Genomic DNA, 26,386 nt, shown 5'->3' with positions numbered 1-26,386 from the left:
TATTAAGTAAGCATAAACAAAACCACTGCCTTTGTAGTTAGGTATAGAGATGTTAGCAATTAACACCGGTTGCTTAAACTGGATATCCGATACCTGATGAATTCAACCACCATTGCCATTGTTGGCGGAGGAGCAAATGGCGTTGCTACCTTTGTGCATCTTGTGCTAAAGCTTATAGTTTCACCTGTAAAGTGCGAGCATGTAAAAATTGTTTTAATAGAAAAAGACCGTGAGTTTGGGCCCGGACTGGCTTATGGTACAAAGGAGGAAGGGCATCTGCTGAATACCTCGGCCGGGCTGATGGGTATTTTTGCTGAAGAGCCGCTGCATTTTGTGGAATGGCTATACAAGAACAGGGAAACAGTACAGCAGGAGTATGCCGGAATTGAGATAGATGCAAACAGCTACGTGCCCCGCCACTTGTACGGTCGTTACCTGAAAGCAACTCTGAGCGAGTATAAAGATGTTGCGCAGCGCCATAACCTCCGGGTCAGCTGGCTGCACGATGAAGTGACTGATGCCGAGATAACTGACAAACGTGTTGTGCTCGCATTAAGATCAGGTGCTGAGGTAAAAGCTGACTTTGCCGTGCTGGCAACAGGCACACCGGAACCTAATAATTTCCCACATTTAAAGGAATCTCCGCAATACGTCGATTTTCCCTGGCCTTCTGACCGGCTTCTCCGGAAAATTCCGCGGGATGCTGCTGTAAGTATGTTAGGTACCAGCCTGACAGCTATCGATACCATAGTTACATTGACAGACAACGGGCACCGCGGAAAACTAACTCTGTACTCTCGTAATGGTTTATTGCCGAGGGTGCAAACTCCTTTTGATGTGCCTTTTGAGCGGGAGGTGCTTACGCTTGCACAAATCCGGAAGATGATCCGTGAAAAGAAAAGGACGCTCCGGGCAAAAGATCTTTTTCGCCTGTTCAGAGCCGAAGCGGAGCGCGTAATGGGCATCCAGGATTCCTGGAAACAGTTTAGCCGGGTAGAGAGGCCTCACCTGGAACTGCTGAAGCAGGACCTGGAGCTGGCACTAAAAGGGGAGAGCGTATTTCAGAATATAGCTTTCTCAACGCGATATCTTTCTTTCGAAGCCTGGAAGCTGCTGCCCGAGGACCAGAAAGTCTTATTCATGAAATGGTTTGGTGCGCACTGGGACATTAACCGCCACAGCATGCCGCCGCAGAACGCCCGAAAATTGCTCCGTTTACTGGAATCGGGGCAACTAACTATAAAGCCGCACTCGAGCAAAGTGGAATGGAAACCTGAGGAGAAAAAGTTTTACATGTACCTGGAAGACGGCTCAACAGACCAGGCTACTTACTTGGTAAATGCGACAGGTACTGCCAAGAAAATCGAGAGGATGGAGATTCCCTTGTTACAGGCATTGCTGCACAAAAAGCAACTGTTACCTTATAAAGCAGGTGGTATAAAGGCTAACCCGGATACACTTCAGATTATAGTGCCAGGCAAGCCACAGGCTCGCTTGTATGGAGTGGGGCAGCTGTTAAACGGAGAGTTGCTGGATACAAATTCTGTTTGGTTTAATGTTGCCTGCGTAGACCGTATGACAAACGATATTCTTCACCGCCTGGCCAATGGATGTATTTAATAAACTGCTCACCAATGTGCTGCCGCTCTATGCCTTTATAGGCGCCGGCTATGTAGCCAGCCGCTGGTTCGGCTTAAAAAGCAAACCGGTTTCGTGGGTGCTGCTCTATATACTGATCCCGATCGTGATTTTCGAAAACATTGTGGATGCCGATCTGAACCAGTTTCTGGTGGTAGCTGCCATTGTGTTTGCACTGTGCCTGCTCATGAGCCTGCCTGCCTGGCTCACGCACCGTTATCTTGTCAAAGATTTTAACAAGTACCTGCTTTCCTGTTCCTTCTCCTACTTTAATATTGGCTGGTTCGGTATTCCGGTTGTGCTGGCTTTGTTCGGGGAAGAGAAAATGGCGCTTATCATCAGTGCCTACATGGGCAACGTGTTTTACGGCGATACCATTGGCTACTACCTGGTTTCCAGGAGCAAAGACTTACCTGTGATGGCTTCTGTGAAGAACGTACTTAAGATTCCGGCAATTTATGCCTGTATAGTGGCGATTGCCGCCAATTTACTGGGCTTTGAATTGCCTGAGTCTGTAGGACCTGTTATGGAAGGAGTCAGTTGGGTATTATCAGCCCTGGGCATGGTGATGATCGGGATCGGCTTAACCGAAGTCAAGTTCAAGAAAGTGGATTATAAAATGTTCGGGAAAATACTTGGTGTGCGCTATGTCATAGCCGCCATTTTGCTGGGCCTGCTGGTGCTGGGCGAGTCCGGCCTGGTAGGGCAGCTAGAGGCAGAAGATCAGAAACTGCTGTTGCTTATCCCTCTTTTCCCGATTGCAGCCAACCTGGTGGTATTTGCCTCTTTCCTGGATACAGAAAAAGAGAATGCCGCTTTAGTAGTCTCTCTTTCTTCTATCATTTCCCTGATATTGGTTCCGGTAGCATGCGTGCTGCTGTTCCAGTAAGAGTATCCTGTTTAAAATCGCCTTGTATGCTGCCGTGCCTGCTTTTTCAGGGGCTCCAGCAGATACTCTAGGCCATTGGTTTTGATTTCGTAGATGGTAGCTAATTGCATCCCGAGTTTGCCGGCTGGCAGGCCCTGGCTGTAAAACCACTCCAGGTAAGAAACCGGCAGATCGCATAAGGTAGTGCCCTTATACTTGCCGAAAGGCATCTGCACTTTTACCAGGTCCAGCAAAATATCAGCATTGGGTTGTGTTTGTTCAGACATAAGGCAAGTGCTTAGGCTTTGGTCATTTCTATGTGGTCGATCCCATCTTCGTCGTATACTTCGCCTGACTGCTCAAAACCGAAGGCCTCGTAAAATTTTCGGGCATACACCTGTGCTCCGATCTTGATCGGGCCTGCGCCATAAAGTCTATAGCAGGCATCCAGCGATAGTTGCATTAGCACTTTGCCTACGCCGGTGCCTCTTACAGCCGGGCTGGTTACAATGCGGCCAATCGACATGTTGTGCTCGTAAGACAGGCCCGGCGGTACAAGTCGCGCTGTAGCGGCCAACTTATTATCCTGGTATAGCAGCAAGTGGTGGCACTTCTGGTCTTTATTGTCAAGATCCAAGAATACACAGTTTTGTTCTACTACAAATACCTCGCTTCGTAGCCGGAGCATGTCGTACATTTCATCAGGAGACAGCTCCTGAAAAGCTTTGCAGATGTGGGTAAAAGCCATAATCAAAGTTCATTCAGCCTTCAATGTTACTAAAAAGCAGGCGAACAACCGCTGGTAAAATGCAAAAAGCCCCTGCCACAAAAAGCAGGGGCTTGTGTGCCAGTTAATTGCCGGTTTAAATTTCTATTGCGACCATTCCGTTGGCTCACGGTCCCAACGGTGCTGCTTTAGCTCTTCCAGGAGTTCCTGTGTCAGTCCTTTGCCATCGCTGGCGCCAATGTTGGTCCGCACGTTCTTCTCTTTGCGCATGCCTGGTATGGTAGTATGAACGCCAGGGTTGCTCAGGATAAAGCGCAAGGCCATTTCTGCCATGGTCATGCCTTCAGGTATAAGCGGTTTTAATTTATCGGCATGTTCTACGCTGGAATTCAGGTTTTCCGGTACAAAGTAGGTGCTGCGCCAGTCGTCAGCCGGGAAAGTAGTTTCTTTCGTGAAGGTGCCGGTCAGGGTGCCCTCATCGAATGGGACGCGTGCAATAATGCCAATGTCCAGCTTCTCGCAAAGAGGGAACAGGGTATCTTCCGGGGCCTGATCAAAAATATTGTATATCACCTGCACACTGTCAATCAGGCCTGTGTGTAGCGTGTTCAGTACATTCTCGGGTTCCCAGCGGTTTACACTCACGCCCATGTGCTGGATTTTGCCGTCAGCTTTCAGCTTTTCTACTGCCTTTTGCCACTCTTCGTGTTCGGCCCAGCTGTCTTCCCACACGTGGAACTGCTGCAGGTCTATTGTTTCTACGCCCAGGTTCTTCAGGCTTTTTTCGGTATATTCTACAATATGAGATGCCGGAAAGCAATCTTCCAACTTAAATTCGCGGCGGGAAGGCCATGTAAAGTTTTTGGGCGGAATTTTAGTGGCAATGTACAGGCGCTTTCCCGTATGGCGCTTTAAAAGGCGGCCAAGAATCTGTTCGCTTTTACCTTCGCCATAGCCCCAGGCAGTATCAAAAAAATTGCAGCCACCCTCTACGGCTATATCCAATGAGCGGTCCGACTGGGCATCGTCTGACTCCGTCCAGCCTGCCATGCCCCACATCCCGTATCCTATTTCACTTATGTTCCAGCCTGTGCGGCCAAATCTTCTGTATTCCATAGTTATCAGTTTATAATGAGTATTTCAGTAAATATAAAAAAGCTATCTGGTTTTAACATATAATACAGCTTTCTGTACCTGTCAGGTTTGCCTTGTATGCTATAAGCAAAAGATGCCCTTAACGCCGCACAGCCTGAATTTATACCTGATCTTGAGTATTAATACTTATTATATCTACGCTCTAAGTACATATTCGGTAAGCAGCTGCTATTTTCGTACATAACATTGCACAGGTAGAGCCGTAACTCATGGCATCAACTTGTATTTGATCATAAGGGTAAGTCTATTCTACTTACCTGCAGCTTTTTCTACTAAAGACAATATGAGCACAGAATCTCTTCATATTTTTAAGGGAGGCGGGGAAATGGGCGCTTTAATGCGTGCATATGACTGGGATACACATCCGCTCGGGAATCCTGAAACGTGGCCCCAAAGCCTGAAAAACAATGTGCGGCTGTTGTTGAACTCTGGTTTCCCGATGTTTATCTGGTGGTCCAGAGAACTGTATTCTTTCCATAACGATCCGTACTTGCCTGCTTTAGGAGATAAGCATCCTATGGCATTGGGAACTTCGGCTCCTGTTGTGTGGGCTGAGATCTGGGGCCAGTTGCAAGGCATTGTAACAGATATTTTAAACGGCGGAGAGCCCTTTTATGCAGAGGCCTTAAAATTGATGTTGGAAAGGAAGGGGTTTTTAGAAGAAACCTACTGGACCTTTTCATACAGCCCTGCATTCGATGACGATGGAAGTGTAAAAGGGATTTTCTGTGCCTGCTCAGAGGTGACAAGTACTATACTCGGGCAGCGGAGGCTAAAATCTCTGAAAGATATTTCTGATGCCATGTCTCAGTTACAGACACAGCAGTCTGCCTGCCAGTCAGTTTGTGATATACTGAACCAAAATACCAGTGACATCCCGTTCAGCATGATTTTCCTGTTGAATGGTGCTGGTTCAGTAGCTCAATTGGCAGGACATTCAGGAGGCAACCTTTCAACAACTGATCTTCTCAGAATTGATCTTACGGAAGAAGGAAATGAATTTGCACGACATTTAAATGCAGTACTGGCATCTGGTAGAGCTGAAATAATAGACCTTAAAAGCCTTTCCGTTGAAGCCATGATACACATCAGACATGTAAATGGTGCCCGGCAAGCTGCTATCATACCCATTTTCAGGCCTGGTCACAATTATCTGATTGGCTTTTTCATCTCAGGCCTGAGTTCAACGCTGGAGTATAACCAGGATTTTCAGAATTTCCATCAGTTGCTGGCAGGGCAGATAGCAACTTCCATTGCAGGTGTGCAGGCCAGGGAAGAAATGGCCCGGCAGCAAAAGTATTTAAGCGAGATTTTTCAGCAGGCTCCTGTAGGTATTACAATTTTGAACGGACCCGACTACATAGTAGAGCTGGCTAACCCCGGTATATGCGAGCTTTGGGGGCGTACGCTGGAAGAAGTATTAAACAAGCCGCTACTGTCTGTTCTGCCCGAGGTGAGAGACCAGGGGATAAAGGAGCTTCTGGATGGTGTATTAACTACCGGTATACCTTATGTAAATAACGAACTGCCCGTGACGCTCGAACGCAACGGAAAAATGGAGAAAGTTCATTTTAACTTTGTGTATCAGCCGCTGCGGAATGCCCAGGGGTTTATAACAGGTATTATTGCTGTGGCTGTTGGAGTAGATGAGCAGGTGCAGGCGCGGCACGAAATCGAAGCGATGAACAAAGAGCTGCTAGCCACCAATGCCGACCTCGATAATTTTGTTTATTCCGCCTCACACGATTTAAAAGCTCCCATTTCCAATATAGAGGGGCTGATGCATGCACTGGTTCATCACCTGCCGGAAGAAACACTGCATTCTGATACCGTAATGCGCCTGATCGAGCTGATCCGGGGCTCGATAGACCGGTTTAAGCGTGCTGTAGCCGACCTGACGGAAGTTGCCAAAATTCAGCGGGAATCAGAGGAGGATGTAACTAATATCCAGTTGCCGGAGGTGGTGAAAGAGGTGCTGCTGGACTTTGAAACGTTGATCCACGAAACCCAGGCGCGCATCGAGACTGATTTTGCAGAAGCATCAACAATTAGTTTTTCTGCAAAAAACATCCGTAGCATCGTGTATAACCTGGTGAGCAATGCCCTGAAATACCGTTCTCCCGACAGAACACCGCACATACATATTGCCACTGAGGTGACAGCAGATCAACTGGTTCTAACTGTTTCCGATAATGGTCTGGGTGTAAACATGGCAGATAAGCAAAAGATGTTTTCCATGTTTAAGCGTTTACACGATCATGTGGAAGGTTCCGGCGTTGGGCTTTATATTGTAAAAAGAATAGTTGAAAATGCCGGAGGCAGGATAGAAGTAGATGGCACAGTAGGAGTTGGTACAACATTTAAAGTATATTTTATACTAAAATAGTACCTTTGTACGTATAAGGAGAAACTCTTCACAATTATAGAGGCGTACTACATGAGAAAGATAGATTCTGTGCTGCTGGTAGACGATGATGAAGCTACTAATTTTGTTAATGAATTACTTTTTAAGAAGCTCGGTATAGCTGAGAAACTCCATATTGCCAAGAACGGGAGAGATGCCCTGGAATTGCTGCAACCTTGTAGTTTAGTAGCGGACAACCTGGAAGCGCCATTGCCAAAACTTATTCTCCTGGACCTTAACATGCCGGTGCTGGATGGGTTTGGATTTCTGCATGCTTTTGACTCGCTGGATATACCGGGGAAAGAAGCAGTGGTAATCGTAATACTTACCACCTCGCTGAATGCGAAGGATGTGGAGAAAGTAAAAATTAACGGCGTAAAAGACTTTGTAAACAAGCCCCTGACCGGAGATGCTTTACAGCAGCTGCTTCAGAAGCACTTTGCTTAGCCCTCCTCATCTTTTACATGGTCGAACTTATAGGCAATGGAGCTCGGTTCAATATCGCGGCCATGGTTGTTGGCGTATGCCTTTGTTACAATAGCGCCAATATATAGAATAATAGAAGAGTAAAACACCCACAGCAGCAGCACCACAAAAGAACCTGCCGCGGCATAAATACCTGCAATCTTAATATTGTTCAGCACCAGGTTAATAACCTGCTTCCCGATCAGGAAGAGGATGGAGGTGATGATGCCCCCTGCAACGGCATCTTTCCAGCTGATGCGCGCATCGGGTAAAAATTTATGTATGGCTGTAAACACCACCAGCACAACAGCTACTGAAAAGGCAATGTTGATCGTTCTTACGGCGGGCTCATACCACTCATCAAAAACCTGAAACAACTGATCGCTGAACATGGCAAACAGCGTGTCCAGCATCAGGCTGATAGAGAGCAATATTCCTAAGCCAGCCAGCAGAGCCAAGGTCAGGAGCCGGTGTTTCAAGAGCTTGAAATACTTTACCTTCGGCTTTACCTTAATATTCCAGACAGAGTTAAGTGCTTTTTGTGTGATGAACAGAATAATGGTAGCGCTTTTAACCACCACCACCACAGCTATCAGGATGCCCCAGATGCCGGCCGGTACTTCTACTACATTTTCCAGCACGGTGCTTACCTGTTCGCCGGCTTCTTCGTTTATCAGCTCCTCTACGCGATGCACAATCTCTGTTCTTACTTCCTGTTCGGCAAAAAAGGCGGAGCCTATCAGGGTAAGCACGATCAGGATGGCAGGAAGTGAGAAAATAGTAAAAAAAGCGATAGCAGCACTATAAACGATAGGTTCGTTTTGCTTGAAACCTTCCTGGGTGTCTTGCAGGATATGCCATGTTTTCTTAAAAAAAGCTTTAGAAGTAGTCATCATACGGTAGCCATAACAGGTTCTATAGGACCAGCTTTTTTTGTAAACGCTAAACGGAGGCTTGAGTTAGCTTTTGGCAGTTGAAGCCAGGCTAGCGGGCGGGCTGCCTTGGCTTTTCAAATTCCAGCCGGAAGCATGCTCCCTCCTCATTGTCGGGCCTGTCGATAATGCTAATGTGGCCATGCATTTTTTCAACTATCGCTTTAACAGTCGCCAGCCCGACCCCTACGCTGTTTTCCTGTTGGTTCGGATGAAAATGAAGCGTTTCGAATAACTGAAATACCTTTTCCCGGTACTGTGGCTGAATGCCGGGACCATTATCAATCACATAAAAGAGGTAGCGTTTATCGCTTTCCATAAAATCCACTAAAATTTCGCCCATTTCTTTGTTGTTATATTTAACAGCATTGGAAATAAGGTGGTGCAGTATCTGGTGCAGCCCAGGCTGGTAAAGCAAGAGGAGGGGATGCTCCTGCGGATAATCAAGCACAAAGGAAGCCGGAACATGAACTTGTGTAATAATTTCCCGGATCAGGTCTGTCAGATCGAATGTTTCGGCTTGGTTAACGGAAAGAGTAGTTACTTTGGAATAAGTCAGAATACCGTTGATGAGCTGGTGCAGCTGGTTTGTTCTCTGGTGGATAAGCGACAGGTATTCCATACCCTGCGCATCCAGTTTGTCGCCATACTCATCCTGCAGCCAGGTAGCCAGCGAACTGATGCCCCGGAGTGGCGTTTTCAGGTTGTGTGAGGCCCGGTACGAAAATTCGGCCAGGTTTCGGTTGAGCCTGCTCATTTCCTTGTTTAACTGTTCCAGTTGCCTGTTTCTTCTTCTGAGCTCCAGCTGGGACATCACCTGGTTGGCAAGTGCCCGTAACGCGTCTAATTGGTTTTGGGTTAATTCTCTGGGTTTATAGTCCAGCACACACAGCGTTCCGAGTGCATATCCGTCAGGACTCATGAGCGGGATACCAGTATAAAAAATTAGTTGCGGTCCTGCTGCTACATAAGGATTGTCGTGAAAGCGTTCATCCTTTGTTGCATCCGGAATAATTGTTGGCCGATAGGGATCGTTAATGGTATAGGCACAAAAGGCCAGTTCTCTGGGCATTTCTGTTACTTCCAGACCATAATACGACTTGGTCCATTGTATGTCAGCATCAATCAGGTTAATAAGGGAGATTGGAGTCTGGCATATTTCGGAAGCGATTTTGGTTATATCGTCAAAGTCTTTTTCGGGTAAAGTGCCCAATACCTGGTACTCATGCAACACAGCCAACCTGCTTTTTTCATTTTCAGGAATTTTCGGATTTATCATTTCTTATGTATATGCTAAAGTAATACAGGTAATTATGATCTACTCGTTGAAAAGGGGCTGTGATACAGGTGTAAAATACACAATTATTTTTAATTTAATCATATTTTTTTGGATATTATGCTGATGTGTGATACGCTTTATACCTGATGTAGCACTTTAAGCGATGCAAAAACGTTTGAAGCAGAGGCAGTGGCGCTTGCAGAAGAACTGCCTAATTTTATTACCTTTGCACACAATGAGAATAGGAATAATTTTCGGTGGGCCATCGCGTGAGCGTGAGATCTCTTTTGCGGGTGGCCGTACGGTTTACGATAACTTAGATAAATCACTGTTTGAGGCGGTTCCGGTATTTGCCGACAGCCTGGGCAACTTTATATTACTAGACTGGCAGTACATTTACAAAGGCACCATCCGTGACTTTTACCCACCTGTAGAGGCGCTGCCGGAGACAGAACACGGGCTGCAGATCTACCTGGAATCGTTGGGAGAGCTAAGCATCACCGAGCAGGATGAGATCATTGCCAGAGCAGGTAAGCGCCTGTTGCCGCATGAGTTTAGCCAGCACTTCGACTTTGCTTTCCTGGCATTGCACGGGCCCTACGGCGAAGATGGTAGCATTCAGGGGCTGCTGGAGTGGTATCATATCCCTTATTCCGGCTCTGGCATCCTGCCTTCTGCTATAGGGATAGATAAAGCCATTCAGAAAGAATTGCTCAGGCAAAACGGTTTTCCAACGCCCGACTACAGAACCATTTCCTACAGCGACTGGATGCAGCAGGAAAGCCGGGAACAGTTGTTTGACCGGTTGGTGGCAGAGCTGGGTTTGCCGCTGGTGCTGAAGGCTCCTCACCAGGGCTCTTCTATTGGTGTGTCTATCATCAAAGAAAAGGATTTCAGCCTTTTTGAGCAGGGAGTAGACCGTAGTTTCTTTACCAAGACCATCTACAAAGCACAGTGGCAGCAGCTTTCGGAAGAGAAGCAGGTAGCCGCCATGAAACAATTGGTAGATATACGTGAAGGAATCGGAATGCCGGTTACCCTGGAAGATGGTACTATCATATATCACCCGGAGGAGTTGTTGCGGCATATCAACCAAACTTTTGCCGTCTCTGTTGCCAATACCATAACACTTACCAGCCTGGAGCGTGAGCCAATGGTGCTGGTGGAGGCCTTTATACAAGGCAGGGAGTTCTCGTGTATTGTAGTGCAGGATGAAACCGGAAAAGCGCTTGCCTTGCCGCCCACTGAAATTGTGAAAGGCAGCGAGGTATTCGACTACCGTTCGAAATACCTGCCTGGGCTGAGCCGGAAAATTACCCCTATCAACCTGCCTACGGAGCAGATACAGCAGATCAGGCAGGCCTGCAGTAAGTTATTTACAGCCTTCGGCTTTAATGTGTATGCCCGCCTCGATGGTTTTATTACCGGAAATGGCGAGATTTTCCTCAACGACCCAAATACGACCTCCGGCATGTTGCCTTCGTCGTTCTTTTTCCACCAGGCTGCCGAAATCGGGCTTAATCCTTCGCAGTTCCTGACGTATATCATTCGTACGTCGCTGGTGGAGCGCCTGAAGTCGGGCAAAGATACCGTGAAACTGGCCGGGTTGCTGCAAAAGCTTGATGAGGCTATCAAAGAAGAGCAGGCACAGCGCCACGATAGAATTCGGGTAGGCGTAATTATGGGTGGCTACTCTTCTGAGAGACATATTTCGGTGGAAAGTGGACGCAATATTTATGAAAAGCTCTCTTCTTCTACCCAGTATGAGCCGCTGCCAATCTTCCTGACAGGCAGCAACGAGGAGCACCGTTTGTACAGCATTCCGATCAACATTATGTTGAAAGATAATGCCGACGATATCAAAGAAAAGATACTGCACTTTGAGCATGGCGGCAAAGCGCATCCGGTGTTGCAGGATATTATGGCAGAGGCCGAAAACATTACCCGCAAGTATACAGGTAAGAGCCTGGAAGAGCCGCAGCGTATCTCTTACAGCCAGCTGAAGAACCTGGTGGATGTGGTGTTTATCGCCTTGCATGGCCGTCCGGGAGAGGATGGTGCGCTGCAACAGGAACTGGAGAAGCTTTACATACCTTATAATGGTTCCGGCATACGCTCTTCGCAGATCACGATTAACAAATACGAGACCAACGAGATACTGGCAAAGTATGGCGTACCGGTAGCCAAACATCGGATGGCCTTTAAAGAAGACTGGCTGCAGGATGCAGAGGCTTTTTACCGGGAACTGGAGGCGGAGTTTACGTATCCGTTTATAGCCAAGCCTGCTGATGATGGCTGTAGCTCTGCAGTTAAAAAAATAAAGAACCGCACTGAACTGGAAGCTTTCACAAAGCTTATTTTCAGAGAAATGGAAGAACTGGACACAGAATGTACCAGAACCTTATCGCTGGGCTTTAAAGAAGAGTTTCCGAACAAGGCCGGCTTCCTGGTGGAAACGCTTATCTCCAGAAACGGAGCCAAGCACTTCCTGGAGATAACCGGCGGCTTACTGACGCGCTATAGCCCGGATGGCACGGTAGCGTACGAGGTGTTCGAAGCATCCGAGGCCCTGGCAGAAGGCGAAGTACTGTCGCTGGAAGAAAAGTTTCTGGCGGGCGAGGGGCAGAATATTACACCGGCGCGTTATGCTGCTGACCCGGCGCGCCGCCAGAAGATATCGGATAAGGTGAAAGAGGACCTGAAGCGTGTCGCGCAGATTCTGCAGATTGAAGGGTATGCCCGTATAGATGCCTTTGTCCGCATCCTGGAAGACGATGAAGTTGAAACAATCATCATAGAAGTGAACTCCTTGCCAGGTATGACACCGGCAACCTGTATTTTCCATCAGACGGCTATCAACGGCTACAAACCTTACGATTTTATTCACAGGATTCTGCAGTTTGGCATAGAACGTACAAAATTGAAAGCAACCATATAAGTTAGAAAGTTAAAAAATCAGAAAGTTTGAAAGTTAAGAATTAGCATGTGAAGGAGAGGCTGATTGTATCAGTCCTGTGTTTTGTGCCTAACGTCTTATGTCTTATATACCCATGTTAAAAGCAAATTCATTTAAAGATGTAGTCATACATCTGGCCATTATGGCAGGAATTGTTGCCCTGCTGATTTTTGGTTTCTTTTACCTGTATCTGCCTTCGGCCACCAATCATGGCGAAACCATATCGGTGCCTAAAATTACCGGCATGCAGTTGCCCGATGCAGAAGAGTACCTGGAAGAGCAAAGCCTGCGCTACTTTATTAACGACTCGACCTATAATCCTGACAGGCAGCCTTTCGAGATTCTGACGCAGGACCCGAAGCCGGGGGCCAAGGTAAAAGAAGACCGTAAAATCTACATCAGCGTTAACATGAAAAACCCGCCGATGATCAAGATGCCGAAGCTGATAGGAGGTTCTGTTAAAAATGCCGAATTGATCCTAAAAAGCTACGAACTGCGCAAGGGCCAGATTACCTATGTGCCGGATTTACAGGAAAATGCCATCCTGAAGCAGTTTATTGGTGGTAAGGAAGTAAAACCCGGCGATCTTATTCCGAAGGGTGCTGTGATAGATTTGCATGTAGGAAATGGCTTGGGGAATACTGAATTTGAGGTGCCGAACGTTGTAGGTATGCCGGTAGACGAAGCCACTGTTCTGATTGTTGGGCAGCGCCTGCAGATTGGTAACATCATTTATCAGCCAGGCAGCGCTGAGCCGGATGGTACTGTTCTAAGACAGCGGCCTTTTGCTGAAGTAGGAGCCAAGATACGCGAAGGCGACCTGGTGGATCTTTGGGTAGCGGGGTCTGATCCTGTTCAGGGGATCGACTAAATATAAACCATGAAAGCGCCTGCCAGCTCGGTGGGCATTTTCATTTTAAGATGCTGTTACGCAGGATGTATGGAAGTATGCCTGCTGCGTTGTTGCCGGAAATTTAACGTCTGAATCTGATTTCTAAAGTCTTTATTATATGCGGTTTCTGCTGGTGCTTTTAGGTGTATGGTTACTTTGCTGTTATGAGGCAGCGGCACAGGTAGTGCTGTCGCCGCTCCAACAGGAGGTGCGCCAGCCCGATACACAGCAGCACAGCCAGGTGGAAAGGCGAATGGCGAATGCGCTTTCGCTGCCTTTTTTCGATGATTTTGCCACTTCTGCGCCAGCGCCTGATCCCGGCCGCTGGATAAACGGAGGGGTGTATATTAACAACAGGTTTGGCCGGAATCCCATCACTAAAAATGTGGCTTCCTTTGATGGATTAAATGCCGCCGGCGAGCCTTATGCACCCAATTCAGTTGCTCCGGGACCTTCAGATACTTTAACTTCGCAACCTGTTCTGCTGGGTAACCTGAACCCGGCCGATTCTGTTTACCTGAGCTTTTACTGGCAGTCGGGCGGCAATGGCGATATTCCTAACCGGGATGTGAACAATAATATTTTCCTGCAGCTGGAGTTTAAAGATGCGTCGGGCAACTGGCAGGCGGTTTGGAGGCAACAAAGCGTAGGCATCTTTACGGAATTTGCCCAGGTGTTCGTAGCTGTAAAAAATCAGCAATACTTCCACAATGCCTTCCAGTTCAGGTTTCGGGCAGCAGGTATGCGCACCGGTATGCTGGATACCTGGAATCTGGACTATGTGGAGTTGGGAAGCAATCGCCGCAAAGGCCAGGTGACCACACGGGATATTGGCCTAAGCGGACCTGTATCCCGTCTGTTGAAAAATTATACTGCCATGCCTATACGGCAGTTCTTAGAGAATCCGGAAAACGAATTGGCCGAAACCATCTCTGCCCGCATCAATAATCTGGGCGATTTTCCGGGGGCAATTACCTGGAGTAGCTTTGTGAAGCGGGTAGGAGCCGGAGCAACAGATACCTTTGAAACCGTTCCGGTACTATTGCCGGCGCTGGCAAGGCAGTATGAAATCAGTAGTGCCCCCCGTCTCTCACAGGTGCCTTTGCCAGAAGAACATTTTGTGCTGGAGCATGGCTTCAGGCTAAATACAAGAGAGCAAAACCAGCTGCAGCTGGCCAACGACAGCACCACACGTAAAACAGTTATAGCCGATTATTATGCCTTCGACGATGGAACGGCAGAAGGAGGTTATAGTTATGTTGCAGGTACGCAGGTGGCGCAACGCATTGTGCTTAACCGCCCCGACCAGGTGCGGGGTTTCAGGGTATATTTCCCCAGAGCAGGCGTTAATCTGGCAGGAACCAGTATTGCTTTCAGAATATGGTCGGATAACAATGGCATTCCCGGCGCCATGGTTCACCAGGAAGCTTTTCAGGTGCAGTATACCGCAGGTTTTAATGAATTTTACGAGGTGATTTTTGCAAAGCCTGTACGGGTAAGTGATGTGTTCTACATTGGCTGGAACCAACCCAGCGGCTTGTTTTTAAACATAGGATTTGATGTGAATGAACCCGCCACCGGCCGCTACATTGGCAGCGTGAGCGGCTGGCAGGAAGACCCGACCGTTGGAGCTGTGATGCTGCGCCCTTTGCTGACAGGAATTGCGCTAGGGCTGGAAGAGGAGCTGGCACAGCAGGCCATCCAACTATATCCGAATCCATCCTCCGGAAATGTGTTTGTAGAAGGCGACTACAAGCGCCTGGTCGTGTATGATATCCTGGGCAGAGAAGTTTATACTTACCGGCCAGGTGTTACAAAAGAAAATTTTCCTTTAGATTTACGGCACTTAGGCAGCGGAGCCTATATGGTACGTATTGAAACAAGTAAAACAGTCATTACAAAAAAACTAATTTTAAGCAGACCATGATAACAACAGATATCACAGTAGACGAGCTGAAAGAGCGACTAAACAAGGGCGAAACACCTGTTATTATAGATGTACGGGAAGAGTATGAGTACCAGGAGGGAAACATCCCGGGAGCAAAGAATATTCCGCTGAACTCATTGCCGCACCACCTCGATGATCTGGAAGACCTGAAAGAGCAGGAGGTAATCGTGCAGTGCCGTTCCGGTAAGCGCTCTGCCACAGCACAGGCTTTCCTGCAGCAGCAGGGCTTCAGCAACGTACGCAACCTGGTTGGGGGCATGCTGGCCTACGAAGAACAGCGCTAGTTCACATAGCTATAAAACAAAAGAGGCAGAAGATCTTTACAGATTTTCCGCCTCTTTCACCTTTATTAAAACCTTACTCTATTATGAACGGAGAAGGACTGAAGCATAGTATAAAAATGACGAAAGCAATTATGCCTAATGCTTTTCTGGCAGGTGTAAGCGGTGCTTCGTCGGGGCAGGAGGGGTGAAAAATGCCCATTACGCGCGATAGCAGCAGCCCAAAAACCAGCCAGCCCGAATAGCCGTCTGCATTCGGGAAAGCCAGCGACACCAATACCTGGACAACCAGCACAATGCCGGCAAGGTAAAGTGCATAGCGAATACGAGGCACTGCCGGTTCCAGCACAAACACCAGATACAGTAAGTAAATCGGCCATAACCAGATATATCCCTCTGCTTTGGGAAATGTAAAGGCTAGGCTGTACTGGAGCATCAGCATCATAAGAGAAGCCGCAAAAGCATACCGCTTTTCTCCCAGCAGTTTGTTAAAAGCCCAGAAGATAAACGGTACAAAAATAATCAGCAGCTCCTCCGACCATAGCGGTGTGCTGTAGGGCGATATAATGCCTAATCCGGCGTAGGTAATAAAGCAGACAAAAAAGATCGGGGAAAGCTGGTTAAAGCGTTTGTAGCCCAGCAAGCCATACAGCACATGGCCGCCATCCAGCTGGCCAATCGGCAGCAGGTTAAGAGCTGTAAAAAAAAGCGACAGGTACCCGGCAAACAGGTAAGGGTAGTGCATCACCTCGTACTTGTTCGGCACAAGCGCCGGGTCTGTAGCCACAAAACGCTCAAAAAAGATAAACAACAGGTTCTTGCCTAAAGCCAGGTTTACATCTGCTTCTCGATAAACATGCTGGGCATAGTCAAGCCCGAACTGCCTGTATTCCGGGTGTACCGTAAAAATGTGTTCCGGTGCCGGTAAGTGGGTAAAAGCATAGAACAATAATGGAATAGCCACCACAAAGCCCGCCAATGGTCCTGCTACCCCTATATCAAAAAACTGCCTCCGGGAAGAGATGCGCCCTTTTATCCGGATAAAGGCTCCCATGGTGCCAATGGTAGAGGTGAAACCGAACCAGAGCGGAATATAGTAAGGTAATGTAACGCGGGTGCGGTAGTATTTAGCCGTGAAGTAATGGCCAAACTCATGCACCGTAAGCACACCCAGGAATGGCAGCGAAAAGTAAAGCCCGGCGGTGAGCTCAGGCCACGAGATCGTGCCTCCCATGTTAAACCCCTGCGGACTCAGGAAAAAGATTTTACCAAACTGCCATTCGGCCCCGGCGATGGTGGTGGTCAGTAACGTAAGGCAAAAAAGCAGCAGGTGTAGGGTATAGCCCCTTTGCTGCCTAGTTATCAGCATCTTTAAAAAATTCGTTTATAGTAAGTGGTGGCTGTAGGTGTAAGGTCTGTATGCCTATTTTCCTGGCGCTTTCGATATGTTGTATACTATCATCTATAAACAAAGTTTCTTCTTTCTGTAAGTTGTGCTGCTGCAATATCTGTTCAAAAATAACAGCATCGGGCTTGCGCAGGCCTACCAGGTGCGAGTAATAGGTTTGCTCGAAAAGCGAGTCCAGGCTCGGGATGGTAAAGCTGTGGGCCACGATTTCGTTAAAGCGCTTCAGGTGGATGGCATTGGTGTTACTTAGCAGAAAAATACGGTACTTTTTGCCAAGCTCGAGCAGCAGGTCTATGCGCTCCTGCGGAATGTCGAGCAGCATGGCATTCCAGGCTGCGTCTATTTCTTCGTCAGTCGCCTCCAGGTCATACTCTTCGCGCAGTTGCGCTCTGAACTCTTCAGCAGTGCTGGCACCGGTTTCAAAGAGGTCGAACAGCTTGGATTGCGCTTTCTGGCTATACTCTATGGAGCGGCCGCTTTTGCAATACCGCTGCAGTTCCTGTATGCTTTTATGGTAGTCAAGGTTGATGATGACCCCGCCCAGGTCGAAGATGATATTTTTGATTTGAGCTAAATTCACAGATTTTTTTTGCGTTAGTGTTTGAAATCTCAATGCAAATATGTAGAATTGCACTCCCAAATCAAAGAAAGCAATCTAAAGCGGTTTTGATGGGAACGGGCCTATAGCTCATTCGGTTAGAGCAACTGACTCATAATCAGTAGGTGCCTGGTTCGATTCCAGGTGGGCCCACTTGATAATCAAGCACTTACATCGTTAATTCGGAGTAAGTGCTTTTTTGTTTGCAAACAATTTGAGAAACAGGAGCTGCTATTTTTTAAGCTTCCTAAAACTTAGGAGGAATATTGGATTATCAGAGAAACAAGCACCTAATATTAGATTAGGTGCCTGTTGTCAGTAGATTTAAGTGCTAAACATCGTCAAACTCAAATGTGCCTTGGCATACCAGACTCTAAAGAGGCATTTCAGCTACCTCAGATATAGTCATAAGCCTTTCATTTTATTGTCGCTCTTCAGAAAATATATAATTCACAATTTTATTAACCTCTTTTAGCTTCTCCAGCCATGCCTATGCAGTGCCTGAGAGCTTCCTTAAGATAATGAAAACTTCAGATGGTATACCACCACCAATTTACTCAAAGACAGCAAGCCCCACTGGCTGTCTTTGAGTAAATCGAAAGCTACTATAACAGGAAAAGGGTATCGGCCCTATGAACTACATATTTGCTTTGTTTTTGAAGTTCTGCGGCAAGAGGTCTTTGATGTTTTTGTGGTTGATGGACATGATGTTTTGCAGGGTGTGTTTTAGCCACTGGTAGGGGTTTACCTCATGCTTTTTGCATATGGCCAGGAAGGAGTAGATCATACCGGCCCGCTTTGCAGCATCATGTGAGCCGGCGAACAGGTAGTTCTTGCGCCCCAGGGCCAGCGGCCGGATGGCGTTCTCCACCCCGTTGTTGTCGATGTGCAGGCTGCCGTCGTAGAGGTAGGCCGAGAGGGCGTCCCAGCGGGCGTAGGCGTAGGCCATGGCTTTGCCGATCTGGCTCTTGGGCAGCGTGCTCTTGATCTCCTCGAAGATCCATTTGCCCAGCTCGTTGAGCACCGGCAGCGACTCGGAGAGCCGTAGTTCTTTAATGGCTGCTGCCTCCAGCCCCTCTTCTTTTGCCTTCCTTTCCACTGCATACAAGAGCTGGATGAGGGTGAGCGCTTTGCCAGCCCTTGCCTTGTCATTTTCCAGGGCCCGCTCGAACTCTCTTCGGGCATGGGCCCAGCAGGCCAGGTGGGTGACCTCCTTTTTCCTGCCGTACTTTTCGTACACGGCGTACCCGTCGGTTTGCAGGTAGCCCCGGAAACCATCGAGCATGGCCTTTACCCCCACCGCAGCGCGCGTGGGTTGGTAGTCGAAGAGCACCGTCTTGTCCAGGGGGGCATGGTAGACCCAGTACCAGCCGGTATGGGCGGCACCTTTCTTATCCGAGTCCAGCACTTTGATCGGCGACTCATCCACCTGCAGGTAGCCTTTTGCCTTGGTCTCGAACACCAGCTGCTCGTAGAGCGGCTCGAGCTTCAAGAGCGCCTCCTTGGTCCAACCCTCAATGGTGGAGGAGGCTATCTGGATGCCCTCCCGGGCGAAGCGCTGCTTCTGGCGGTAGAGCGGGAGATGGTCCATGTACTTATCCACCAGGATGGAGGCCAGCAGTCCGGCCCCGGCAATGCCCTTGTCGATCACCCGTTCCGGCAGCTGGCCGATCACCACGCTTTCTTTGTCTTTGGCGGCATACTTATAGCGGATGTAGCGGCGGATGAAGAAGCGGGCCGGCTCACACTCGAGCTCCTCGGTGACTTCCCTGCCGATGCACACCATCTGGGAGAGGTCTCCTTCGGGGTGTATCTCCACCTCCTCCACGGGCAGGTGCTCAGGGAGCTTGGCGCGACCGTGGTGGCGGGGGCGACGGCGCACGTAGTCGATCTTCTGCTTTACCTCCTGGTGCTGCTCTTCTACCTCTTTGGCCGCAGCTTCAAAGGGAAGCTGGAACTGGGAGGCGTCGCCCTCGAAGCGCTCGCGCCTCTGGCCGAACTGCATGCGGCGGTACATGGCCACCTGGGCCTCCAGGTAGGCGATCTTCTCGTCACGGCTGGAAATAAGCTCCAGCAGCTCCTGTTTGGAGAGGTTTTCCAGTACCGTTTGCATGCTCTAAAAATAAGCAAAAACAGCCATGGCACCAAGGATAATGCGTTTATGGTGGCAAAGAAAATCTTCTCCTGCGGTTGCTCTTCACCACTTCGATTCCTTCCACCATCAGCACCAGTTCGCTCCAGCTTATAGCGCCAGTAGTGGTGTTTTTCGGTAAAGGGAAGGTGCCCTGCTCGAGCCTTTTGTAGTAGAGCACAAAGCCCCCGTGTTCCCAGTGGAGCAGCTTGAGATGGGTACGTTTGCGGTTGAGAAACACGAACACTTCACCGCTGGTGGGACTGCGGCCCAGTTCCGATCCTACCAGACCGCACAAGCCGTCGAAGGATTTGCGCATGTCGCAGTTGCCTCGGTAGAGCAGGTAGCGGAGGGAGGAGGTGAGGCTGAGCATTTAGTAAAGGTGCAGCAGGCGGCTCACAAGGGCCAGGTCCCGGGAATCGACCCGTACCTGCACGCCATTGGGATAAATTACCTCCAGGTAGCTAGCTGCTCGCTCAGCGCTTAGCTGCATAAAACCGGAAGCCGGCTGCTTTTCCTTCCGTACTTTGTGGATCCAGTAGATAAACTGAGAAACTTTTAGGCCCTGCTCCTGACAGAAGGCCCGCTGGCTCTGCCCGCTTTGCTCATAAACCTCCACTAAGTGGAGCATCTTTTCCTGGTGGGTCATCTCTCTCTTTTTACCAGCAAAACTAAGCCCTGCAACTCAACTACAAAATATGCACTTGGTCGGCCGGATACGGAAAAGGGGGCATACGGCTTTGGGCTACCTGACCCCTTGACAGGTCGAGGAAGAATTATATCAACAAAAGAGCGCTGCATAAAAAAAGCCTTCAGTAAACTATTGCAATTCCAAACAGATCGCAGTACCCAAGCTTCCCGAGGCCTTTCGGCAGTGCTGGCAGTCATGTCATTGGTTTGCCTGGGGCTGCAGGAATCCAGAAAGGCGATACCCACACGAACAAATAGCATCGGTAAGAACTTGAAAAGCTTCATTCAAAAGTGTGTTTAGGTGTTGTGTGTAATTCCTGACATATTAACTATTAATTTCCGTAGCTAACGAAAGCTCATTATTTAGGGAACTCGTACATTAAACTGATGCTCTATGTTAAGACCGTATTTTAATTGATGCGTCACAGCTCGTGCGTAATTCTGGTTAGGAATGCAGGTTCTTCTAATAGAAGATATGGTAATTTCATTGGTGGCTCATTAGAGACCCCGTTCAGGATACTTATAGCATTTGATAGGCATTCCCTTAGAGCAGATTTTTTTGAACAAATTTTTGAAAATTGAGAAATCAATTAGTGATATTGCTTTGCCTTTTCTGAAAGAAAAGATGATAAAACCCTCTTTATTTTGCTACTTTCAACAAAGTCGTTAGTCAGGATTCTTTGCTTAACCCTCCCAAGCCTTGCTAATGCCTATGTTATATGATAATTATATAAGCAGCAGGTACTTCTATCACTCATAATAATTCTATGAAAATATTATGAGCGATAGAAGTACCTGCTGTAGGTTTAATACTGAAGGACTAAAACACTTGTATAATCAAATGAGGCTAATTTCCGTACCCAGGATTTTGTCTCAATTGAGGGTTTATATTCAAGACGTTCTGCCCGATAGGAAAAATTTTTAGATGTTCAGCGTTATCCGGAGTTTTATCCCACCATGTTCCAGTCGTGAACTTGTTAAAGCGAATCAGGTCAATACGTCGGCGTCCTTCTGCCAAAAATTCCCTTCCCCATTCATCCAGGAGTTCCTGTTCCGTTAATTCATTGCCACTTGCCTCATAGAGACTGGTTGAACCGGCCGGATAGTAGCGGCTTCGAACTAAGTTGAGCAGCCTGGCAGCTTCTGCCTTGTCACCAGCTCTGAACTTACATTCCGCCAGAGTATAATAGATTTCTGCTAAGCGTATCTCCACATAATCAGATTCTATTTTATGAGGTGAAGTAGAAGGGTAAAAAGGGTATTTAACTGGATAAACCCCAGAGTTCTGATCAGCATGGTTCATGTTAGATTCTTTATCAGCTAATTCTTGGCCTGGTTTTAGATCTTTGAACCACCCCACCTGATCCCGTATATAAAGTTTATATCCACGAGTGGTTTTAACTGTATCTTGATCATTGTTATAAGGGAGGTAACCGTATAAAAACATTCCTTCCCGTGTGCTCTCTCCCGTATTCTTATACTTTTTCAATCGGACATCATCCTTATATTTTTGAAACTTCACGAATGGTTTCCCAAGTTCAAAAGTATATTCGACACTGTCCACGTTAAGACCTGGTTGTAAAGCGAACCGAGGATTCATTCCCCCCCAATCTGTAAACCCGAAATACTGGTGACCGTTATAAGGCCCCATCCACCAATACATGCCACCATCATACTGCCAGTGGGATCGACCGAATGTCCCAGGAAAAGCAAATATAGTTTCTTGGCTTTCGTCATTATTCCAGTCAAAAGGAGCATCCCATCTGCTCTCAATACCGTAGCTACCATAAGTTCCATCGATGATTTCTTGGCAAATAGTAGCACATTCATTGTACTTATTCTGCCCAATATACACTTCCGCATTGAGGTAAAGGCGCGCCAAAAGTGACATAGCACCGGCTTTAGTCCATCGGCCATCAAACTGTTCAGTACCAGGCTGACCTTTCGCAAGTAAATCTGGAAGCGATTCCTGTAGTTCTTTTTCTATAAAAGCAAATGTCTCTTCAGGTGAGGATTGTTCCTTTCCCCGTGTTTGGCCTTTTACTTGCGTTATTAACTCTATATTGCGGTATAAATCAAATAATCTGAGGTAATACCAGGCACGAAGCGTACGTAGCTCCGCAATTAGTTGCTTTTGCTCTTCAACCGACATGCTAAACTTGGCAGGGTCTAGAGCCTGAATATCCTCTAGAGAGTTTGTAGCTTGGACAACGCCTGTATAAAGGTTATTCCATCCATCATTCACAAACCAATCTTGGGGAGTCCAAGTATGATTATGAGCGCGTATATAAATGCCTCCATCGAACCAGTCACCTTCCCGGTTTGGGGTCATAATTTGGTCTGCTGTGTTTTCCTGCATGATGTACTGAGCACCTTGTACGGTCCAGTAACCGTGCTCGAAACTTCTTAAAAAAGTGCGATAAACATCATTTTTGGTCTGGATAAAGTTTTCGGAGGTCACTCTGTCATAAAGCTCTTCGTCTAAGTCGGTACAACCGCCTAGCAACGAGGTGCTAATTAGGCTAACAGCGATATAAGTAAAGAATTTATTATTTTTCATTTTGTATGAAGTTGCAGTTAAAAACCAAAATTTACACCTAACAATACCTGAGTGGTAGCCGGGTAGAAAGAGCGCGTAGCGTTTATACCAGGATATAGTCCGTTTACCGGGTACCGATCTGGGTCGCCTCCTGTAAAGCTGGTAAAGGTTGCCAGGTTTCTTCCCGCAGCATATACCCGAAGTGAGCGGGCGAACTTGCTGTTAAAGCTAAAGGTGTAGCCAACAGTAACATTATCGATTTTCATAAAGTCACCTTTTTCCAAGAAGTAGTCAGAAAGAATTACACTCGTGCTGCTGTTTGTTAATTTGGAGTATTTGCCTCCATCATAAGCAGACTCTAATAAGTTAGCACCGGCTTGGGTAGCAGGTGTTCCAGTGTAAAATGCATGCGTATTAAAGAGATCATAGCCAAAGTTGCCGCGCAGGAAGAGACTCGCATCCCAGTTTTTATATTTAACCGTGTTACCTATGCTTCCTGTAAACTTGGGCAGACCATTCCCAACATACTGCCTATCTTCATTCCTGGCCTGATCTGCGGGTATGATATCTCCGGCATTATTATATACCAGTAATGCACCCTGATCATTAACTCCGGCTGACCGTAGCATATAAAAAGAACCTACTCGTCTTCCTTCTTCCAAACGCTGGGCATTTCCTGGGCTACCAGGTGCAGGCAGACCGACTACATCAATAAAGCTTTGGCCCTCGTACTGTTCGTTTGAAAAAGAAACAAACTCATTCTGGTTTGTAGCGCCTGCAAGTGAAATATTATAAGTGAAGTTTTCCTTATTGATAATATTAGCATTCAGTTGAAGTTCAAGCCCTGAATTTTTCATTGTCCCTACATTGGCGTAGGTTTGATTCACAAGATTTGGTGGAAGTTGTACATTGTACCAGCCTAATAAGTCTTCATTTTTACGGGTGTAATAATTAATACTTCCAGATACTACATAATCAAAAATAGAAAAGTCTATACCAAAGTTAGTATTCTTGGCCTTTTCCCAGCGCAGGTCATAGTTAGTATTTTGATTAGGCCCCCACACCTGGTAAAATTCATTGTTCAGCAGGTAATAGCCATAGCCAGTGTAGGTGTCTAATGACAAATAATTCCCAAAATCTTGGTTGCCAGTAACACCGTAGTCAGCCCGTAATTTAAGCTCGTTTACCCAATTGAATCCATCCATAAAAGACTCTTCACTAATTCGCCATCCTATTGAGGCAGCAGGGAAATAGCCCCACTTGTTGGAATAACCGAACTTAGAGGAACCTTCATACCGCACACTGGCAGAAGCGAGATATTTGTCTTTAAAGGAATAATTAACCCTTCCGAAAAATGCGATCAACTTAGAAGTGTTTTTAAAGCTGCCCATTTCGTTTCTCCCTTCTACTTGCGCATACAGTCCAGTACCAATATTATTATAAGTTAAGGCATCACTAGGGAAGTCTCTATTTGAGACAGAAATGCCAGAATTTTCAAATTGTTGGTAAGAGTACCCCCCCAGAACTTTGAAAGAATGTTCTTTGAAATCAAGATCATAGTTCCCTATCCATTCTAAACTTCTTTGGTTATACTTATTAGATGCCCGACTAGCAGAATTCATACCTCCCTGGTTTTGTAAAGCGTATGTGGAGGTAGAGGGGCGGAAAAAAAAGTCAAAAAAATCAGTCGAAAATTGCCCTACTGTCAACTGCGTATTTAAAGTAGGCAGTATGTTTAACTTAAAACTTGCATTCCAGTCCAATATCTTTGCTTCCGATCCACTAAGCTCTGTTTCTAACCGCTCAACCGGATTATATGGATTATCATAACCTGTATTGATGTTAAAGTAATTTACCGGATTGTCCGGATTCCTGACAGGCATTGTTGGATTTAGGGTTAAAGCCCGGGTGAAAACCTCATAATCCGCATCTCTCCTGGTGTAGTAGCGGGGAGCAATAGTGAATCCCACAGAATAAAGGTTGCTTTTAGCTGTATGATTTAACATGATGCGAGCACCGTACTCCTCTCTTCCTGAGCGGAGGTCAAGCCCTTCTGCATCACGGTAATCCGCTGTTGCCCGATAACTGTTATTTCTGTCGCCTCCTGAAACAGACAAAGTATGCTTGTGTGCAAAAGCATATTTCTTAGTAACTTCATCCAACCAATTGGTTCTTGCGCCAAAATCAGTACCTCTGTTCTCCTCAATAAATTTTTCTGCACTTAGGGGCCTAAGTTCTTGGTTTGAGAGAAGGTCAAAAGAGGTATAGCCACTGTACTCAGCCCTTAACTCGCCCGTTCCAGCTTTTGTTGTGACTATAATAACGCCATTACTACCTCGGGTACCATAAATAGCAGAGGCAGCACCGCCTTTGAGCACATCGATTGATTCTATGTCATTTTGATTGATGTTATCTAAACTTCCCCCAGGCACACCATTAATAACTATCAAAGGGCCTAAACCTGCATCACGAGAAGAAACGCCTCTTAACTGAATACTCGGTCCTGCATTAGGGTCTGCCCCTCCACTGTTGGAAATAGTAAGTCCAGCAACCTTGCCCTGTAAGGACATTAACGGGTTGGTAGCGGCTACTGTCAATAAATCTTCCCCACTAACATGGGTAACAGCACTTGTTACTTCTTTTTTATCGAGAGTACCATACCCTACCACTACTACTTCTTCCAACGTTTTAGTATCAGTTCTTAAAATAACATTAATTTCGGTCTGATTATTTATAAGAACCTCCTGGGTGACAAATCCAATGAATGAGAAAACCAGGGTTCCTCCACCATCCTGAAGGGGAAGACGATAACTCCCATTGGTGTCAGTTGCACTACCAGTAGAAGTACCTTTTAATAGAACGGTTACTCCCGGAAGAACAGAGCCTGACTCGTCCTTTACTACACCACTTACAGTCAAACCATTTTGCGCCAGAGCCGGCATAGCTTGAGCTATAAATATGAATAGCAGGGCTACATAGTAAACCCTTTTAGCATTTAAAAATTTATTGACCTTAGGGTAGAACATATATGAAAATATCTGCCCTAAGAGTAGAGATAGAGTTGGTTTCATAACTAAATGAATAACTATTTTAAATTAAAAATTTGACTAATTGGGGAAGAATAAGATTAATAATCATCAAGTTTGGCATGTTAACTATCATATGACAGCCATTATTTAAATAATATCATAGATTACATAATTATCCTGCAGTAGATAAGCTTCATATAATAGACCTAAAATAAAATGGCAGGCAGAAGGTACACAATAGTAATTGTTCACTAAGAGTTTAAGAAAGAATATAATGCGAACAAACTAGTTAACAAAGGAATAGACATTTTTTTCATGTCATAAGCATCGATAGTTAAATAAGTGAGTAAGTACAAGATTATCGGTTTTACTACAAATTTTACTCTTGAGATTGCTCAAATTGCGTAAGGCATTTAATGTATTCTTGTTTAAACAATGAATTTATT

At 46.7% G+C, this 26,386-nt stretch carries 20 protein-coding genes and 1 tRNA gene; 9 read left to right on the top strand and 12 right to left on the bottom strand.

From position 1 onward, the window contains the following. The first annotated feature begins 69 nt into the window (after positions 1-69). Positions 70-1,620 (top strand): FAD/NAD(P)-binding protein, encoded by a 1,551-nt coding sequence (locus C1N53_RS12850; protein WP_137759693.1) that lies wholly within the window; start codon positions 70-72, stop codon positions 1,618-1,620. Next, positions 1,607-2,527, top strand: a complete 921-nt coding sequence (locus C1N53_RS12845; RefSeq protein WP_137759692.1) for an AEC family transporter — start codon at positions 1,607-1,609, stop codon at positions 2,525-2,527. The genes C1N53_RS12850 and C1N53_RS12845 overlap by 14 nt, the downstream gene beginning before the upstream one ends. A gap of 11 nt (positions 2,528-2,538) precedes the next feature. On the opposite strand, the gene C1N53_RS12840 is transcribed toward C1N53_RS12845, so the two are convergent. From C1N53_RS12840 to C1N53_RS12830, 3 genes are all read right to left on the bottom strand, one after another. Next, positions 2,539-2,793 (bottom strand): DUF3820 family protein, encoded by a 255-nt coding sequence (locus C1N53_RS12840; protein ID WP_137759691.1) that lies wholly within the window; start codon positions 2,791-2,793, stop codon positions 2,539-2,541. A gap of 11 nt (positions 2,794-2,804) precedes the next feature. Next, on the bottom strand, positions 2,805-3,254 hold the full coding sequence (locus C1N53_RS12835; RefSeq protein WP_137759690.1) for a GNAT family N-acetyltransferase: 450 nt from the start codon (positions 3,252-3,254) through the stop codon (positions 2,805-2,807). A 123-nt stretch (positions 3,255-3,377) separates the two neighbouring features. Further along, positions 3,378-4,349, bottom strand: coding sequence for an aldo/keto reductase (locus C1N53_RS12830; protein ID WP_137759689.1), 972 nt, complete (start codon positions 4,347-4,349; stop codon positions 3,378-3,380). Positions 4,350-4,671: 322 nt separating this feature from the next. Here C1N53_RS12830 and C1N53_RS12825 point away from each other — a divergent pair, with 322 nt between their 5' ends. Together C1N53_RS12825 and C1N53_RS12820 are read left to right on the top strand one after the other, a co-directional pair. Beyond that, positions 4,672-6,774 carry an ATP-binding protein gene (locus C1N53_RS12825; protein WP_240773213.1) on the top strand — a complete coding sequence of 701 codons (2,103 nt, stop codon included), beginning with the start codon at positions 4,672-4,674 and terminating at the stop codon, positions 6,772-6,774. Positions 6,775-6,825: 51 nt separating this feature from the next. After that, positions 6,826-7,239 (top strand): response regulator, encoded by a 414-nt coding sequence (locus tag C1N53_RS12820; RefSeq protein WP_137759688.1) that lies wholly within the window; start codon positions 6,826-6,828, stop codon positions 7,237-7,239. On the opposite strand, the gene C1N53_RS12815 is transcribed toward C1N53_RS12820, so the two are convergent. Continuing rightward, complete coding sequence (locus tag C1N53_RS12815; RefSeq protein ID WP_137759687.1) at positions 7,236-8,153, bottom strand: YihY/virulence factor BrkB family protein; 918 nt, start codon at positions 8,151-8,153, stop codon at positions 7,236-7,238. The two genes, C1N53_RS12820 and C1N53_RS12815, sit on opposite strands and share 4 nt — an antisense overlap. An 88-nt stretch (positions 8,154-8,241) precedes the next feature. After that, positions 8,242-9,468 carry an ATP-binding protein gene (locus C1N53_RS12810; RefSeq protein ID WP_137759686.1) on the bottom strand — a complete coding sequence of 409 codons (1,227 nt, stop codon included), beginning with the start codon at positions 9,466-9,468 and terminating at the stop codon, positions 8,242-8,244. Positions 9,469-9,703: 235 nt separating this feature from the next. Here C1N53_RS12810 and C1N53_RS12805 point away from each other — a divergent pair, with 235 nt between their 5' ends. The 4 genes from C1N53_RS12805 to C1N53_RS12790 all read left to right on the top strand — a co-directional run bounded on the left by C1N53_RS12805 (position 9,704) and on the right by C1N53_RS12790 (position 15,548). After that, a complete protein-coding gene (locus tag C1N53_RS12805; protein WP_137759685.1) occupies positions 9,704-12,406 on the top strand; it encodes a D-alanine--D-alanine ligase in 2,703 nt (900 codons plus the stop codon). A 112-nt stretch (positions 12,407-12,518) separates the two neighbouring features. Beyond that, a complete protein-coding gene (locus C1N53_RS12800; RefSeq protein ID WP_137759684.1) occupies positions 12,519-13,295 on the top strand; it encodes a PASTA domain-containing protein in 777 nt (258 codons plus the stop codon). A gap of 139 nt (positions 13,296-13,434) precedes the next feature. After that, a complete protein-coding gene (locus C1N53_RS12795) occupies positions 13,435-15,243 on the top strand; it encodes a T9SS type A sorting domain-containing protein (protein WP_137759683.1) in 1,809 nt (602 codons plus the stop codon). Further along, positions 15,240-15,548 carry a rhodanese-like domain-containing protein gene (locus tag C1N53_RS12790; protein WP_137759682.1) on the top strand — a complete coding sequence of 103 codons (309 nt, stop codon included), beginning with the start codon at positions 15,240-15,242 and terminating at the stop codon, positions 15,546-15,548. Before C1N53_RS12795 ends, C1N53_RS12790 begins: the two co-directional genes overlap by 4 nt. A gap of 73 nt (positions 15,549-15,621) precedes the next feature. Here C1N53_RS12790 and C1N53_RS12785 read toward each other — a convergent pair whose 3' ends face one another. Beyond that, positions 15,622-16,914: a site-2 protease family protein gene (locus C1N53_RS12785; RefSeq protein ID WP_137759681.1), complete on the bottom strand. Its 1,293-nt coding sequence runs from the start codon at positions 16,912-16,914 to the stop codon at positions 15,622-15,624. Then, complete coding sequence (locus C1N53_RS12780; RefSeq protein WP_137759680.1) at positions 16,901-17,533, bottom strand: HAD family phosphatase; 633 nt, start codon at positions 17,531-17,533, stop codon at positions 16,901-16,903. Before C1N53_RS12780 ends, C1N53_RS12785 begins: the two co-directional genes overlap by 14 nt. 97 nt (positions 17,534-17,630) lie before the next feature. Here C1N53_RS12780 and C1N53_RS12775 point away from each other — a divergent pair. Then, positions 17,631-17,704: transfer RNA gene (locus tag C1N53_RS12775), tRNA-Ile, on the top strand. 484 nt (positions 17,705-18,188) lie between these two features. Here C1N53_RS12775 and C1N53_RS12770 read toward each other — a convergent pair. The 5 genes from C1N53_RS12770 to C1N53_RS12750 form a co-directional block, all read right to left on the bottom strand. Next, positions 18,189-19,664 carry an IS66 family transposase gene (locus C1N53_RS12770; protein WP_137759115.1) on the bottom strand — a complete coding sequence of 492 codons (1,476 nt, stop codon included), beginning with the start codon at positions 19,662-19,664 and terminating at the stop codon, positions 18,189-18,191. Between the two features lie 46 nt (positions 19,665-19,710). Continuing rightward, complete coding sequence (gene tnpB, locus C1N53_RS12765) at positions 19,711-20,055, bottom strand: IS66 family insertion sequence element accessory protein TnpB (protein WP_137759116.1); 345 nt, start codon at positions 20,053-20,055, stop codon at positions 19,711-19,713. Further along, positions 20,056-20,331 (bottom strand): IS66 family insertion sequence element accessory protein TnpB, encoded by a 276-nt coding sequence (locus C1N53_RS12760; protein WP_137758840.1) that lies wholly within the window; start codon positions 20,329-20,331, stop codon positions 20,056-20,058. Positions 20,332-21,219: 888 nt separating this feature from the next. Continuing rightward, positions 21,220-22,932 (bottom strand): RagB/SusD family nutrient uptake outer membrane protein, encoded by a 1,713-nt coding sequence (locus tag C1N53_RS12755; RefSeq protein WP_137759679.1) that lies wholly within the window; start codon positions 22,930-22,932, stop codon positions 21,220-21,222. A 17-nt stretch (positions 22,933-22,949) separates the two neighbouring features. Next, entirely contained in the window at positions 22,950-25,982 is a 3,033-nt protein-coding gene (locus C1N53_RS12750; RefSeq protein WP_206077571.1) for a SusC/RagA family TonB-linked outer membrane protein, read from the bottom strand. Positions 25,983-26,386 lie beyond the last annotated feature (404 nt).

Source organism: Pontibacter sp. SGAir0037 (genome assembly GCF_005491705.1).
Lineage (GTDB): Bacteria > Bacteroidota > Bacteroidia > Cytophagales > Hymenobacteraceae > Pontibacter.
Note: the sequence above shows the minus strand (reverse complement) of the source record. Positions and strands in the feature narration are given on the sequence as shown.